Source organism: Leifsonia sp. PARNA 1/14, from assembly GCF_055720965.1.
In genome coordinates this window covers 547,842-560,797 of sequence record NZ_JBVQSP010000001.1, presented here as the reverse complement: position 1 = coordinate 560,797, position 12,956 = coordinate 547,842, and the positions used below count along the sequence as shown (strand labels likewise).

Below are 12,956 nucleotides of genomic sequence, written 5' to 3'. Positions count from 1 at the left end.
GCTCGATCAGCAGGAAGGGATCATCCATATGACCGACACCATCACGCCCGCCGGCACGGCCGCCCGCACGGGATTCACCGACCGCCGCGGCGCCGAGCACGCTTTCGGCGACTCCGATGCCGAGACCCAGGTGCGCAGCGACGACCGCAGCCACGTCTTCCACTCGTGGAGCGCGCAGGCGCAGATCGACCCGCTGCCGGTCGCCGCGGGCGAGGGCTCGACGTTCTGGGACTACCAGGGCAACGCGTACCTCGACTTCAGCTCGCAGCTCGTCAACCTCAACCTGGGGCACCATCACCCCGACCTGGTCGCCGCCATCCAGCAGCAGGCCAGCCGGCTCGCGACCATCCAGCCCTCGATGGCGAACGATGTGCGCGGCGAGCTCGCCCGCCGCATCGCACGGGTGGCGCCGGGAACCCTGAACAAGGTGTTCTTCACCAACGGCGGGGCGGACGCCAACGAGTACGCCGTGCGCCTGGCGCGCAGGGTCACGGGTCGCCGCAAGGCGCTCTCGATGTACCGCTCGTACCACGGCGGCACCGCGACGGCGATCTCGCTCACGGGCGACCCGCGCCGCTGGGCCAACGAGCCCAGCGACTCGTCCGTCGCCCACTTCTTCGGGCCGTATCTGTACCGCTCGGCGTTCCACGCGTCGACCCCGGAGGAGGAGACGCAGCGCGCTCTCGAGCACCTCGAGAGCGTCATCGTCCTCGAGGGCGCGGCCACGGTCGCGGCGATCATCATCGAGACGATCGTGGGAACGAACGGGGTGCTCGTGCCGCCGCCCGGCTACCTCGCCGGCGTGCGTGCGCTCTGCGACAAGTACGGGATCGTCTACATCGCCGACGAGGTGATGGTCGGCTTCGGCCGCGTGGGCGAATGGTTCGCCGTCGACGCGTTCGACGTCGTCCCCGACCTCATCACCTTCGCGAAGGGCGTCAACTCCGGGTATGTCCCGCTGGGTGGAGTGATCATCTCCGACGCGATCTCGTCGTTCTTCGATGACGTGTCCTTCCCGGGCGGCCTCACCTACTCGGGGCATCCGCTGGCGTGCGCGGCGGGCGTCGCGACGTTCGACGTGTTCGAACGCGACGGCATCCTGGAGCGCGTGCGCGACCTCGGCGAGCGCGTCGTCGAGCCCGAGATCACCGCCTGGCTCGACCGTCACCCCTCGCTGGGCGAAGTCCGCGGCCGCGGGCTGTTCTGGGCGCTCGAGCTGGTGCGCGACCGCGAGACGCGGGAACCGCTGGTCCCGTTCAACGCTGCGGGCGCCGACGCCGCACCGATGGGGGCGGTCGCTGCAGCGTGCAAGGCGGCGGGCGTCTGGCCGTTCACGCACTTCAACCGCATCCACATCGCGCCGCCGCTCGTCATCGACGAGAGTGAGCTGCGTCGCGGCCTCGCCGCGATCGACGCTGCGCTCACCGTCGCCGACGGCTACGCGAGCTGACCCTGCGTGGCGAACGGAGGAGCCTTCCTCCGCCACGCCGCGCACGGGCGACCTCCGGAGGAGGTCGGGCCGCCCCTGGGCCTGATCTCCTCCGCTGTGCGCCCACCCACCGACACGGCGTCAGCCGACACGGCGTCAGCCGACACGGCGTCAGCCGACACGGCGTCTGGGGCCACACCGGCCCCCCGGGATATCGTGAACGCATGAGCGAACCCGGGGACGGCCGCGTCGCGGTCTATATCGACTTCGACAACATCGTGATCTCGCGATACGACCAAGTGCACGGCCGCGGTCAGTTCATGCGCGACCGGCAGAAGTCGGGGACGCAGCCGAAGCCAGCGTTCGTGGCGAAGCTGGCGGAGGCGCGCGTCGACCTCGGCGCCGTCATCGACTTCGCATCGTCGTTCGGCACACTCGTGCTCACCCGGGCCTATGCGGACTGGTCCGCTGCCGTCAACGCCGAGTACCGCGGGCAGCTCGTGGGCCGCGCCGTGGACCTCGTGCAGCTGTTCCCGGCGGCGGCGTACGCCAAGAACGGCGCCGACATCCGTCTCGCGGTCGACGCGGTGGAGGATCTCTTCCGGCTCCCCGAACTCACGCACGTCGTGATCGTCGCGGGCGACTCCGACTACGTCCCGCTGGCCCAGCGGATCAAGCGCCTCGGACGCTATGTGATCGGTATCGGGGTGGCCGGTTCCACAGCCCGCTCCCTCGCCGCGGCCTGCGACGAGTTCGTCAGCTACGACGACCTCCCGGGCATCGCACGCGACGAAGCGGCGAACGATGCCGCCGAGGCGGTCGGGCCGGTCGAGCGACCCGAGACCGACACCGACACCGACACCGACACCGACATCGACACCGACACCACGGAGCAGGCGGCGGCGAGCGCCTCGACCTCCACGCGACGCCGCCGCGGCGCCGCAGCCGAGACCGACGAGAACCCTCCGGAGACGGAGCAGCCGAAGCGTCCCGCTCGCAAGCGCAAGACGGCCACCCCGGAAGCAGAGCCCGAGGACGAACCCGCCGAGGACCCGCAGATCGTCGCCACCCGGCTGCTCGCCCGCGCGATGCAGCTCGGCCACGAGAAGGACGACGCCGAGTGGTTGCACAGCTCGTCCGTGAAGGGGCAGATGAAGCGGATGGACCCGTCGTTCAGCGAGAAGGCGCTCGGATTCCGCTCGTTCAGCGACTTCATCAAGTCGCGGAGCACGCTCGTCGAGCTCGATGACAGCTCGACGGCCCAGATGCTGCGCCTGGCGCCCACGCGGTCGCGGCGCGCCCGCCACAGCGGCAAGGCGACCGACACGGTGTCGGCCACATGAGCGGGCAGGCCGCAGCGGCAGAGCCGCCCGCGCGGCGCGAACGCGGGCGTCGACCCGGAGTGGTGACCGCGGTCGCCGTGCTCTGCTGGGTCGTCGGCGCGGTGGAGCTCGTGCTCAGCATCCTCATCCTCGTGCTGGGGGCGATCCCCGGAGCGCTCCCTTCGCGGCTGGCCGGAAACCTGCTGGCCTCGTCGATCGGCTACCTCGTCGTCGCGCTCGCCTACCTGGTGGTCGGTTTCGGCGTGTTCCGGGGCGTCGACGTCGCGCGCGTCATCGTGCTCCTCGCGAGCCTGATCCACCTGGCCGTCGGCCTCTACACGGCGCTCACCAGCGAGCCGATCGCGGGCATCCTGTCGATGGGGCTCGCGATCGCGATCGCGCTTCCGCTGTGGATCGGTCGCGGCGCCGCCTGGTTCGACGCGCGGCGCGCGCCGCGGTCCTGACCGCCGCGATCCCGGCCTCCTCGATCCGAAGGCGGCGCACAGGATCCACGCGTTGACTGTCGCCATGGCACGTGTGTGGATGGCAGAGCAGTGGGGTTCCCCCGACACCTGGAGTTTCGTGGAGCGAGAGGTTTCGCGTCCGGAGCGAGGAGAGGTCACCATCCGCGTGCGCGCGGCCGGGGTCAATCCGGCCGACTACAAGCATGTCGCGAGCCCGCGCCCCGGCCTCGACCTCCCGGTGCCCATCGGCTACGAGGTAGCCGGCGAGCTCGTGGAACTCGGCCCGGACACCGAGATCGCCTCAGGCGGAGGCGCCCCTGGCGACTCTGTGGTCGCGTTCCGCATCCAGGGCGGTTACGCCAGCGAGGTGACGGTCCCGGCGTCCGACGTGTTCGCGAAGCCCGCGAGCCTGTCCGACGAGGAGGCCGCGAACCTGTTCCTGGCCGGATCGACCGCCGCGCAGATGCTCGACGTGACGCACGTGCGCGCCGGGGACACGATCGTCGTCCACGGCGCATCGGGCGCGGTCGGCGTGAGCATCCTGCAACAGGCCGCGGAGCTCGACGCGCGTGTCATCGGCACCGCGAGCGAGGGCAGCTTCGCGCGGGTGCGCCGTTTCGGCGGCCACCCGGTCGCCTACGGGCCCGGACTCGCCGACCGGGTCCGCGCGGAGGCAGGCGGACCGATCGCCGCCGCACTCGACACGGTGGGCACCGAGGAGGCGGTGGACGTCTCGCTCGAGCTCGTGCCGGACCGCGACCGCATCGTCACCATCGTCGCCTCCGACCGCGCGAAGGCCGACGGCTTCCGCGCCGTCGCCGGCGCCCAGCCCGAGAGTGCCGAGTTCCGCGACGCGGTGCGGCCGCGCCTCCTGCAGCTCGCAGCGGAAGGCCGCCTCCAGGTGCCGGTCGCCCGCACCTACCCGCTGGCTGAGGCGCCGGAAGCCCTCCGCTTCCTGGCGGAGGGGCACCCCGGAGGGAAGATCGCTCTGCTGCCCTAGTGGTGGAACGGCACGCGCGGCGGTCCCGGCATGGGCGCCTGCAGTTCGTCCAGCTCGTGGACGGCGGCCGTGATCGCGTCCACCAGCCCGCCGGCGAGGTCGCGACTGAGCCCGTTGCGGATCACGGCGCGCTGCACCGTCACCTCGGTCAGAGCCTGCGGCATCGGGTACGCCGGCAGCAGCCAGCCGTGGGCCCGCAGCCGCGTCGACAAGTCGTACAGTGTCCACGGTGCGCCGTGATCTGCTTTCAGCTGCCAGGCGGTGACGGGGATGTCGGAGCCGTCCGTCCAGATGTCGAAGTGCGGAAGGGCCGCCACCTGGTCCGCCAGATAGCGCGCGACGTCGCGGGAGGCCGCCTGCACGCGGCGGTAGCCGTCGAAGCCGAGCCGCAGGAACTGGTAGTACTGCAGCAGCACCTGCGCTCCCGGCCGTGAGAAGTTGAGCGCGAACGTCGGGAGCTCGCCGCCCAGGTAGCTGACCCGGAAGACGAGGTCGTCCGGCAGCAGGTCGGCCTCCCGCCAGACCACCCAGCCGATCCCCGGGTAGACGAGCCCGTACTTGTGGCCGGAGGTGTTGATGGAAGCCACCCGCTCCAGCCGGAAATCCCACTCCAACTCCGGCTGCAGAAAAGGGGCGACCATCGCGCCGGAGGCTCCGTCGACATGGATGGGCACGTCGATCCCGGTGCGCGCCTGGATCGCGTCGAGGGCGTCACTGATCGCCTTGACCGGTTCGTACCTGCCGGTATAGGTCACGCCCATGATCGCGACGACGCCGATCGTGTTCTCGTCGATGTAGCCGTCGAGCTGCGAGCCCTCGAGGGTCGGATGCTCCACCGAGATCGGCACGAACCGCGGCTCGACCTCGAAGTAGTTGCAGAATTTCTCCCAGCACACCTGCACGGCCGCGCTCATCACCAGGTTGGGCTTCTCGGTCGAGAGCCCGGCCGCACGCCGCCGATGCTGCCAGCGCCGCTTGAGCGCGAGCCCGCCGAGCATGCAGGCCTCCGACGACCCGATGGTGGAGGTCCCGATCGAGCGGTCGGGCTGCGGCGCGTTCCACAGCCCGGCGAGCATCCGCCAGCACCGCATCTCGATCGCCGCGGTCTGCGGGTACTCGTCCTTGTCGACGATGTTCTTGTCGACGGCCTCTGCGTACAGCCGCCCGGCCTGGTCCTCCATCCACGTGCCTACGAAGGTCGCGAGGTTCAACCGCGCGTTGCCGTCGAGCATCGCCTCGTCGTGCACGACCTGGAACGCCGTCTCGGGGAGAGACTCGCCCTCCGGGAGCTCGAACCGCGGGAACTCGGTCGCCTCCCCGGGCCGGGAGAACAGCGGATTGAGGCCGACGGCCTCGTCGGGAGACTCATAGCCCTGACGCATGAGGCGAGCTAATCACGGACGGTGGCCGAAGACGAGCGTCGTCTGAGAACCCTCATCCACTCCCGGCGCACATCTCCCCCAGCGCTCACGGCCGTGCCGCAAGTGCTCCTCGCCTGTCGCTCATTCGACCTGCAACTGCGTCCGTGCGGGCGACGGGCAGACGAGGAAGGCGTGACCGTGGTCGCGCTCCATCGTGTGCTCGTCGATCCGGCGGGTGCAGAGCGGGCACGTCGCGGCTTCCGTCCTCGGTGCCTCCTGGCCGTACGGGCCGAGCGGAGGCGGGCCGAGGACCGGGAGCAGCTTGGCGTCCAGCCATTCGGCCGCACGCTCGGCGCGAGTGCCGAGCCGGCTCTCCACCTTGTCCATGCTTCGATGGTAGGCCGATCTCGGCGATTCGACGCTGCCTCGCAGCGGGCATTCAGACCTTCGACGAGCAGGCAGCGTCAGCGGTCCATGAACTCGCCGCTCTCCGCGGCTTCCTCCGGCATGACGACCATCCCGCCCGTGCGCTGGCTGGTGTGCAGCAGCGCCTCCATCCACCGTTCGTTGAGGGCGGGAGGCCGGCTGCCGTTGAACACGAACGCCAGCGGGATCTCCCGGCTGATCCAGAGGCTCATGCGGCCTCCACCTTGCTCCGCCGGGATCTCCCAGTTGAGGAGGAAGCTCTCGTGGCGGCGCAGCTTGGTCACCAGAGCGATCTTGACGTGCGAGAGCGTGCGGTCGTCGAATTCGTACTCACGGCTGGTGCCGTAGATCAGTTTGCCCATGTCAGTCGGCCTGACGCTTGGGTCGGGACTCCCGGTACGTCCCCTCGGGGACCTCCTCGCGGATCTCCGCGCGCAACTCGTCTTCGAGCATCAGACCGCCGTTGCCGTTCGCCTTCTCGGTGAGGATCGAGAGCCACTCCCGGTTGAGCTCTGGCAGCTGCGGGTGCGCGAACACGAACTGGACGCTGATCGAGGGGTCGAGCCAGATCGACCGCAAGGTCGGCTCCGCTCCGGACGTGCGGTCCGCCCACAGGAGCAGGAACCCTTCTCGTCGGCGCAGCTTCGTGGCGATCACCGCCTGCAGATGTGCGAGCACCCGGTCGTCGAACGTGAAGCCGTCGGCTCCGTCGTAGATCAGCGTTCCCATCGCGTCCTCTCCAGTTCACACTTTCGCCGTCCTCCCGCGCGCCGTCAAGTGATCCCGGCGGCCCGGCGTAAAGTCCGGCCATGGACGCTCTCACGCGAACCATCAAAGCGGCACTTCTGTACGAGGACGGCCGCACCCTGGACAGTGTCGTGGTCGTGCCCCTGATCGGAGGCTGTCCACCGGGCGAGATCCGGGTCGCCACCACGTTCGCGGGCGCGCTCGCCTACGACGTGTACGAGTTGGACGACGACGAGGAGTTCTCGTCGATGCCCGCGTACCCGTATCGGTCGACGATCCCGCTCACCACCGCCGACCTCGACGGCTGACGCGGCCGACCGAGCCGACGGCCGCAGCAGCCGCCGGCGGTGCCTCCGCGCGCGCGTAGGGTGGTCAGGTGACCGACGCTTCCTCCCCCGCCCGCGCCGGGTGGGCGGTGGCGGCACTCAGCCTCGGCACCCTGCTCAACCCGCTCAACTCGTCGATGATCGCCGTCGCGCTGGTGCCGTTGCAGCGCGACTTCCAGGTGAGCGTCACGACGGTGACCTGGGTCGTCACCTCGTTCTATCTCGCCTCCGCCGCGGGGCAGCCGCTCATGGGCCGGTTCGCCGACCGGTTCGGCCCGCGCCGGCTGTTCGTCTTCGGGATGCTGGTGGTCGCGCTTGCGTGCGCCGCCACCCCGTTCGCGACGTCGTTCGCCGCCGTGTGCGCCGGACGCGTCGCGCTCGCCATCGGCACGGCCACGGCGTTCCCGTCGGCCATCGCCATGCTGCGCACGGTCGCGGCCGGGAGCACGGTCGGTACGCCGCGGCTGCTGGGACGCATTCAGATCGCCAACACCTCCGGCGCCGCGATCGGCCCGGTGCTCGGCGGACTGCTGGTGACGTTCCTCGGCTGGCAGGCCATCTTCTGGGTCAACGTGCCGCTCGCCGCGCTCGCCTTCGTCGGTGTGAGCGTGTTCGCGCCGCGCGACGCCGCGCGCGAGCGGACGCCGTTGCGTCGCACCGTCGCCGAGTCGGACGTGCCCGGCATCCTGCTCTTCATCGCGACCCTCACCGCGCTCCTGATCTTCTTGCTCGACCTGCGCCCGCAGCCGCTGTGGTGGCTTCTTCCCGTGGTGCCGATCGCCGCGGCGCTCTTCGTCTGGCGAGAGCTGCGCACATCGCACCCGTTCCTCGACCTGCGTCTGCTGGCGGCCAACCGCAGGCTGCTGATGGTCTACCTCTGCTTCGCGGTGTTCAACGTGGTCTACTACTCCGCGTTCTTCGGCCTCCCGCAGTACCTGCAGGAGCACGGCGGCTACTCGGCCGGCATCACCGGGCTGCTGATGTTCCCGCTCGCGGCGGTGACCGTCGCGGTCACCCCGCTGGCGGCGCGCGCGATCGAGGGTGTCGGGCTGCGCCCGACGCTGCTGGCCGGCGCCTCGGCGCTGATCGTCGGCGCCGTGCTGCTCGGCTTCGCCGCCGCGACGACCACCCCGTGGGTCGTGCTGCTGCTGACCGCGGCATTGGGCATCCCGTACTGCGTGGTGAGCATCGCGATGAACCAGGCGCTCTATTCGGCCGCCCGCCCGCAGGACGCGGGGGTCGCCGCCGGGATCTTCCAGACCTCCCGCTATGTCGGGGCGATCGTCGCGACGACGGTCCTCGGCCTGCTCTTCAGCACCGGGACGACCGCCGGCAGCTGGCTCGCCGTCGTCGCGGTGGCCAGCGCCCTCGCGGTCGTGCACCTGTGCCTCCTCGTGTTCGTGCGGCCACGCGGCCGCGCCGGGGGTGCCACGGAGGCCGCACCCTCCTAGACTCCCGCCCATGAGCGTGTGGCTGGGCACGGGGGCGCTGGCGGACCAGCTGCTGCTCCTCCTGCTCGCATTCGTGCTCTCCGCGATCATCGGCGTCGAACGCGAGCGCCAGTTCAAGAGCGCCGGACTGCGCACGCACATCCTGGTCGGGCTCGGCGCCGCACTGTTCACGCTGGTGTCGGCGTACGGTTTCGCATCCCTCGGGCTGGGGCCCGTCGACCCCTCCCGGATCGCCGCACAGGTCGTCACGGGGATCGGCTTCGTCGGCGCCGGCGTGATCTTCGTCAACCGGGGCAACGTCGTCGGGCTGACCACGGCGGCCTCCATCTGGGTGACCGCCGCGGTCGGGATGGCATGCGGCGCCGGTCTCCCCCTGCTCGCCGTCGCCGGCACCGCACTGCACCTGGTCGCGGTCGGCACCCTGCCGACGGCCGAGCGGCTGCTCCGGAGACGGTCGGAGAATCGGCTGCTCGTGCGGCTCAGCGCCACCGGCGACGAGCTCGGCGCCGTGCTCGACCGTCTCGCCGCGGCGGGCGTGCACACACGCGTGGACGACCTGCGTCGCCGTTCCGACCGCGACCTCGAGCTCGCCGTGCACGTGCGCGGCAAGCAGAGGGAGGCGGACCGGCTGCTCGCGGAGCTGGGCGCGATCGACGGCGTGGTGAGCGTGACCTCGGGGCCTGCGCGCGGCTGAGCGAGGGGATCAGCCGGCGGGCGGCCCGACGCGCACGCAGCAGCCGCCCGCCAGCGGCTCCAACCATGTCTCGCGCGGATCGCTCGCGCCGGCGCTCAGCGCCGCCACGTATGCCACGTTGGCCGAGCAGATCACGTCGGTGTGACGGCTCGACAGCCGGTGGAACGGGCAGTTGGCGAGCACGTAGCCGCCCTGCTCGTCGTCGACGGGCTCGTAACCGAGATCGCCGAGCGTGTCGTCCAACGGCCGGTCGGCGTCGCTCCGCTGCGCGCCGGACTCGGCCGCGACGCTCAACAGGCACTCGCGCACGGGTCGCCCGGTGCTGTCGGAGAGCTCGACCGCGCTCGCGAGCAGCTCGCCGGCGAGGTCGTAGCGGCGCGGAGGGACGGCGGCGGCGAACTCGTCGCGGGCGAGGGAGTAGAACTTCGCCGGACGCCCCGAGCCCGGCCCGCGCTTGTCACCGCGGTGCCGGAACTCCGCGATGAGCACTCCCGAGTCGACCAGCTTCTCGAGATGGAACGCCGCCGTGGCGCGCGGCACGCCCACGCGTTCCGCGAGCTCGTCGCGGCCCAGGGGCTCCCCCGCGGCCTCCAGGAGGCGCACCAACTCGCGGCGCACGGGCTCGGCGAGGGCCGCGACCGCGGTGAGATCGTCGTCGGTCATGCGTTCATCCTACTCTAAAAAAGTATATCTTGACAAAAGAAACCACACGTACGTACGCTCGCCGCAGACGCACGAGGAGGACACGATGTCGCTGACGACAGAGTCCCACGAGGACGACCCACCGCTCCATCCCGTCCACGACCCGCTGCCCGGGCCCTGGACCGGCGCCATCGATCGGCCGCGCGCCGAGGCCGCGATCGCCGACCTCCTGACCGCGCTCGGTCGCGACACCGCCGACCCGCAGCTGGCCGACACCCCACGGCGCGTGGCCGCCGCCTTCGCCGAGCTGCTGGACGCTCCCCCGCTGCGGCCCACCACCTTCCCGAACGACGAGGCGTACGACGACCTGGTCCTGGTGCGCGACATCCCGTTCACTTCGCTGTGCGCCCACCACCTGCTGCCGTTCCGCGGCGTCGCGCACGTCGGCTACCTGCCCGGCGACCGGCTGCTCGGCCTCTCGAAGCTCGCCCGCGCTGTCGAGCACTTCTCGCGCGACCTGCAGCTGCAGGAGCGGCTGACGGTGCAGGTCGCCGACTGGCTCGACAGTGAACTGGAGCCGCGCGGCGTCGGCGTCGTGCTCGAGGCCGAGCACCTGTGCATGGCGGTACGAGGCGTTCGCGCTCCGGGCGCGCTGACCCGCACATCCCGTTTCACGGGAGAGCTCGCAGAGTCGGGAGCACGGCGGTTCGACGTCGGGCGCCGCTCATCCTCCGGCGGGTGGGCCGAACGATGACCGCGCCGTCCGAGATCGCGATCGTCGGCGCCTCCCTCGCCGGCGCGACCACGGCAACCGTCCTGCGGGAGGCCGGCTACAACGGGACCATCCGGCTCTTCGGCGCCGAGAGCCACCTGCCCTACATCCGGCCGCCGCTCTCCAAGGGCTACCTCGCGGGCGCCGACGACCGCGCCTCCGTCGACGTGCACGAGGAGGTCTGGTACCGCGACAACGACATCGACCTCCATCTCGGCACGCGCATCGCACGCCTCGACCCGACGGCCGGCACGCTGACCGACGCGGGCGGGGCGACCCACTCGTTCGACCGCGCACTGCTGGCGACCGGGTCGACGCCGCGCCGGCTGCCCATCCGGGGCGCCGAACTCGACGGCGTCCTCTCGCTGCGCACCCTGGACGACAGCGAGAAGCTGCGGGAGATCATCGCCGGCGGCGGACGCGAAGTCGTCTTGATCGGCTCGGGCTGGATCGGGATGGAGGTCGCGGCCACCGCACGCGCGCTCGGCAACGCAGTCACCATCCTGGAGCGCGATCCCGTGCCCTTGGCGGCCGCGATCGGAGACGAGCTGGGCGGTTACTTCGCCGACGTGCACGCGACGCACGGCATCCGCATCCGCACCCGGGTGGAGGTCGACTCCATCGCCGGCGAGGCTGGCCACGCCACCGGAGTGCGGATGGCCGACGGCGAAGTCGTGCCCGCGGACGTCGTGATCGTCGGCGTCGGCGCTGTGCCCGTCATCGAGCTGGCCGAGCACGCGGGCCTCGCGGTCGGCAACGGAGTGCTCACCGACTCGTCGCTGCGGACCAGCGCGCCGAACGTATGGGCTGCAGGCGACATCGCGTTCGCCGTGCACCCCTTCCTCGACGCGCGGCTGCGCAGCGAGCACTGGGCCAATGCGATCGACGGCGGCACGACCGCCGCCCACGCCCTCCTCGGCGAGCGCGTCGAGCACGACGCCGTGCCGTACTTCTTCACCGACCAGTTCGACGTGGGGATGGAGTACGCCGGCTTCGCGCCGCTCACCCGGGGAGCCGAGGTGGTCTACCGCGGCGATCGCACGTCCGGCTCGTTCATCGCGTTCTGGCTGCGGGACGACCGGGTGGTGGCCGGCATGAACGTGAACGTCTGGGACGTCAACGACGACATCAAGGCGCTCGTCGCCTCCCGTGTTCCGGTCACGCGCGGGCAGCTGCGCGATCCCGACCTCCCGCTCGGAGAGCTCGCGGTGGAGCGGCGGGCGGCGTCATGACCGCGACCTCAGACCTCCGCGACGCCGGCGTCAGCATCTGGCTCGACGACCTCTCGCGGGAGGACATCCGCTCGGGCCGGCTCGCCGAGCTGATCGCCGACCGCGACGTGACCGGGATCACGACCAACCCGACGATCTTCGCCACCGCCGTCGAGAAGCATCCGGACGCCTACACGGAGCAGCTCGCCGACCTCCGGCGATCGGGCGCCGCTCCGCGCGATGCGGCGCTGGCGATCGTCGCCGCCGACGTCCGGGCTGCCTGCGACATCCTGCTCGCCGTGCACGAGCGTTCCAGCGGGGCCGACGGATTCGTGTCCATCGAGGTGACTCCGGAGGCCGCCGACGACGCGGAGGCCACCCTCGCGGAGGTCAGGCAGCTGCGCGCCCTCGTCGACCGGCCGAACCTGCTGGTCAAGATCCCGTCGACCGACGCCGGCGTCCGCGCACTGGAGGACGCCACGGCCGAAGGCGCCTCCATCAACATGACGTTGCTGTTCGGGCTCGACCGCTACCGGCAGGTGCGGGAGGCGTATCGGGCCGGACTGGCCAGGGCGGTGGCGGCGGGGATCGACCCCGGCGGCATCCGGTCCGTCGCGTCGTTCTTCGTCTCCCGGGTCGATGTGGCCGTGGATCGGCGGCTCGACGCGATCGGCGGGCCGGTCGCCGACGGCCTCCGCGGGCTCGCCGCCGTCGCCAACGCACGGCTGGCGTACGCCGCGTACGAGGAGTCCCTGGTGCTGCCCGGGTGGCAGGAACTCGCCGCGCGCGGCGCGCACCCGCAGCGCCCGTTGTGGGCCTCCACCGGAGTGAAGGACCCGGAGATGCGCGACACCCGGTACATCGAGGAGCTCGTCGCCCCGGACGTGGTCGACACCGTGCCGACGGCGACGCTGGAGGCACTGCACGACCACGGCACGATCCGGCCGGACACCATCCGGGGCAGCTATGCGGAGTCGCGCGCGACGCTCGACGAGCTGGGGCGGATCGGGGTGCCGCTCGACGCGGTCACGACAGAACTCGAACGCGCCGGGATCGACGCGTTCGGCGAGTCGTGGGGGCGGTTGGTCGCGGCGGTCCAGGGCTGACCCGG

General features: G+C 71.3%; 15 protein-coding genes. 10 read left to right on the top strand and 5 right to left on the bottom strand.

Annotated features, from left to right (window positions below; all coding sequences use genetic code 11):
- Window positions 1-28 precede the first annotated feature (28 nt).
- The 4 genes from AC0HS0_RS02875 to AC0HS0_RS02860 all read left to right on the top strand — a co-directional run bounded on the left by AC0HS0_RS02875 (window position 29) and on the right by AC0HS0_RS02860 (window position 4,215).
- On the top strand, window positions 29-1,450 hold the full coding sequence (locus AC0HS0_RS02875) for an aminotransferase class III-fold pyridoxal phosphate-dependent enzyme (protein ID WP_472961518.1): 1,422 nt from the start codon (window positions 29-31) through the stop codon (window positions 1,448-1,450).
- 203 nt (window positions 1,451-1,653) lie between these two features.
- Complete coding sequence (locus AC0HS0_RS02870; RefSeq protein ID WP_472961517.1) at window positions 1,654-2,772, top strand: NYN domain-containing protein; 1,119 nt, start codon at window positions 1,654-1,656, stop codon at window positions 2,770-2,772.
- Complete coding sequence (locus AC0HS0_RS02865; RefSeq protein WP_472961515.1) at window positions 2,769-3,215, top strand: hypothetical protein; 447 nt, start codon at window positions 2,769-2,771, stop codon at window positions 3,213-3,215. The genes AC0HS0_RS02870 and AC0HS0_RS02865 overlap by 4 nt, the downstream gene beginning before the upstream one ends.
- A gap of 64 nt (window positions 3,216-3,279) precedes the next feature.
- Complete coding sequence (locus tag AC0HS0_RS02860; RefSeq protein WP_472961514.1) at window positions 3,280-4,215, top strand: NADP-dependent oxidoreductase; 936 nt, start codon at window positions 3,280-3,282, stop codon at window positions 4,213-4,215.
- Here the strand turns inward: AC0HS0_RS02860 and AC0HS0_RS02855 are convergent.
- The 4 genes from AC0HS0_RS02855 to AC0HS0_RS02840 all read right to left on the bottom strand — a co-directional run bounded on the left by AC0HS0_RS02855 (window position 4,212) and on the right by AC0HS0_RS02840 (window position 6,731).
- A complete protein-coding gene (locus AC0HS0_RS02855) occupies window positions 4,212-5,597 on the bottom strand; it encodes a glutamate decarboxylase (protein WP_472961513.1) in 1,386 nt (461 codons plus the stop codon). The genes AC0HS0_RS02860 and AC0HS0_RS02855 overlap by 4 nt on opposite strands.
- Before the next feature lie 120 nt (window positions 5,598-5,717).
- A complete protein-coding gene (locus AC0HS0_RS02850; protein WP_472961512.1) occupies window positions 5,718-5,963 on the bottom strand; it encodes a hypothetical protein in 246 nt (81 codons plus the stop codon).
- A 77-nt stretch (window positions 5,964-6,040) separates the two neighbouring features.
- Window positions 6,041-6,364 carry a DUF7882 family protein gene (locus tag AC0HS0_RS02845; protein WP_472961511.1) on the bottom strand — a complete coding sequence of 108 codons (324 nt, stop codon included), beginning with the start codon at window positions 6,362-6,364 and terminating at the stop codon, window positions 6,041-6,043.
- 1 nt (window position 6,365) lies between these two features.
- Entirely contained in the window at window positions 6,366-6,731 is a 366-nt protein-coding gene (locus tag AC0HS0_RS02840; RefSeq protein ID WP_472961510.1) for a DUF7882 family protein, read from the bottom strand.
- Between the two features lie 80 nt (window positions 6,732-6,811).
- Between AC0HS0_RS02840 and AC0HS0_RS02835 the strand changes: the two genes are divergently transcribed.
- The 3 genes from AC0HS0_RS02835 to AC0HS0_RS02825 all read left to right on the top strand — a co-directional run bounded on the left by AC0HS0_RS02835 (window position 6,812) and on the right by AC0HS0_RS02825 (window position 9,220).
- Window positions 6,812-7,057, top strand: coding sequence for a hypothetical protein (locus tag AC0HS0_RS02835; RefSeq protein ID WP_472961509.1), 246 nt, complete (start codon window positions 6,812-6,814; stop codon window positions 7,055-7,057).
- Between the two features lie 68 nt (window positions 7,058-7,125).
- Window positions 7,126-8,526, top strand: a complete 1,401-nt coding sequence (locus AC0HS0_RS02830; RefSeq protein WP_472961508.1) for an MFS transporter — start codon at window positions 7,126-7,128, stop codon at window positions 8,524-8,526.
- 10 nt (window positions 8,527-8,536) lie between these two features.
- On the top strand, window positions 8,537-9,220 hold the full coding sequence (locus AC0HS0_RS02825; protein WP_472961507.1) for an MgtC/SapB family protein: 684 nt from the start codon (window positions 8,537-8,539) through the stop codon (window positions 9,218-9,220).
- 9 nt (window positions 9,221-9,229) lie between these two features.
- On the opposite strand, the gene AC0HS0_RS02820 is transcribed toward AC0HS0_RS02825, so the two are convergent.
- Window positions 9,230-9,883: a helix-turn-helix transcriptional regulator gene (locus tag AC0HS0_RS02820; RefSeq protein WP_472961505.1), complete on the bottom strand. Its 654-nt coding sequence runs from the start codon at window positions 9,881-9,883 to the stop codon at window positions 9,230-9,232.
- Between the two features lie 85 nt (window positions 9,884-9,968).
- Here AC0HS0_RS02820 and folE point away from each other — a divergent pair, with 85 nt between their 5' ends.
- Genes folE through tal form a run of 3 tightly spaced genes read left to right on the top strand, consistent with a single transcriptional unit; the run spans window position 9,969 to window position 12,951 of the window.
- Window positions 9,969-10,616 (top strand): GTP cyclohydrolase I, encoded by a 648-nt coding sequence (folE, locus tag AC0HS0_RS02815; protein ID WP_472961504.1) that lies wholly within the window; start codon window positions 9,969-9,971, stop codon window positions 10,614-10,616.
- Window positions 10,613-11,866 carry an NAD(P)/FAD-dependent oxidoreductase gene (locus AC0HS0_RS02810; RefSeq protein ID WP_472961503.1) on the top strand — a complete coding sequence of 418 codons (1,254 nt, stop codon included), beginning with the start codon at window positions 10,613-10,615 and terminating at the stop codon, window positions 11,864-11,866. The genes folE and AC0HS0_RS02810 overlap by 4 nt, the downstream gene beginning before the upstream one ends.
- Window positions 11,863-12,951 (top strand): transaldolase, encoded by a 1,089-nt coding sequence (tal, locus tag AC0HS0_RS02805; protein ID WP_472961502.1) that lies wholly within the window; start codon window positions 11,863-11,865, stop codon window positions 12,949-12,951. Before AC0HS0_RS02810 ends, tal begins: the two co-directional genes overlap by 4 nt.
- The last annotated feature ends 5 nt before the right edge of the window (window positions 12,952-12,956 follow it).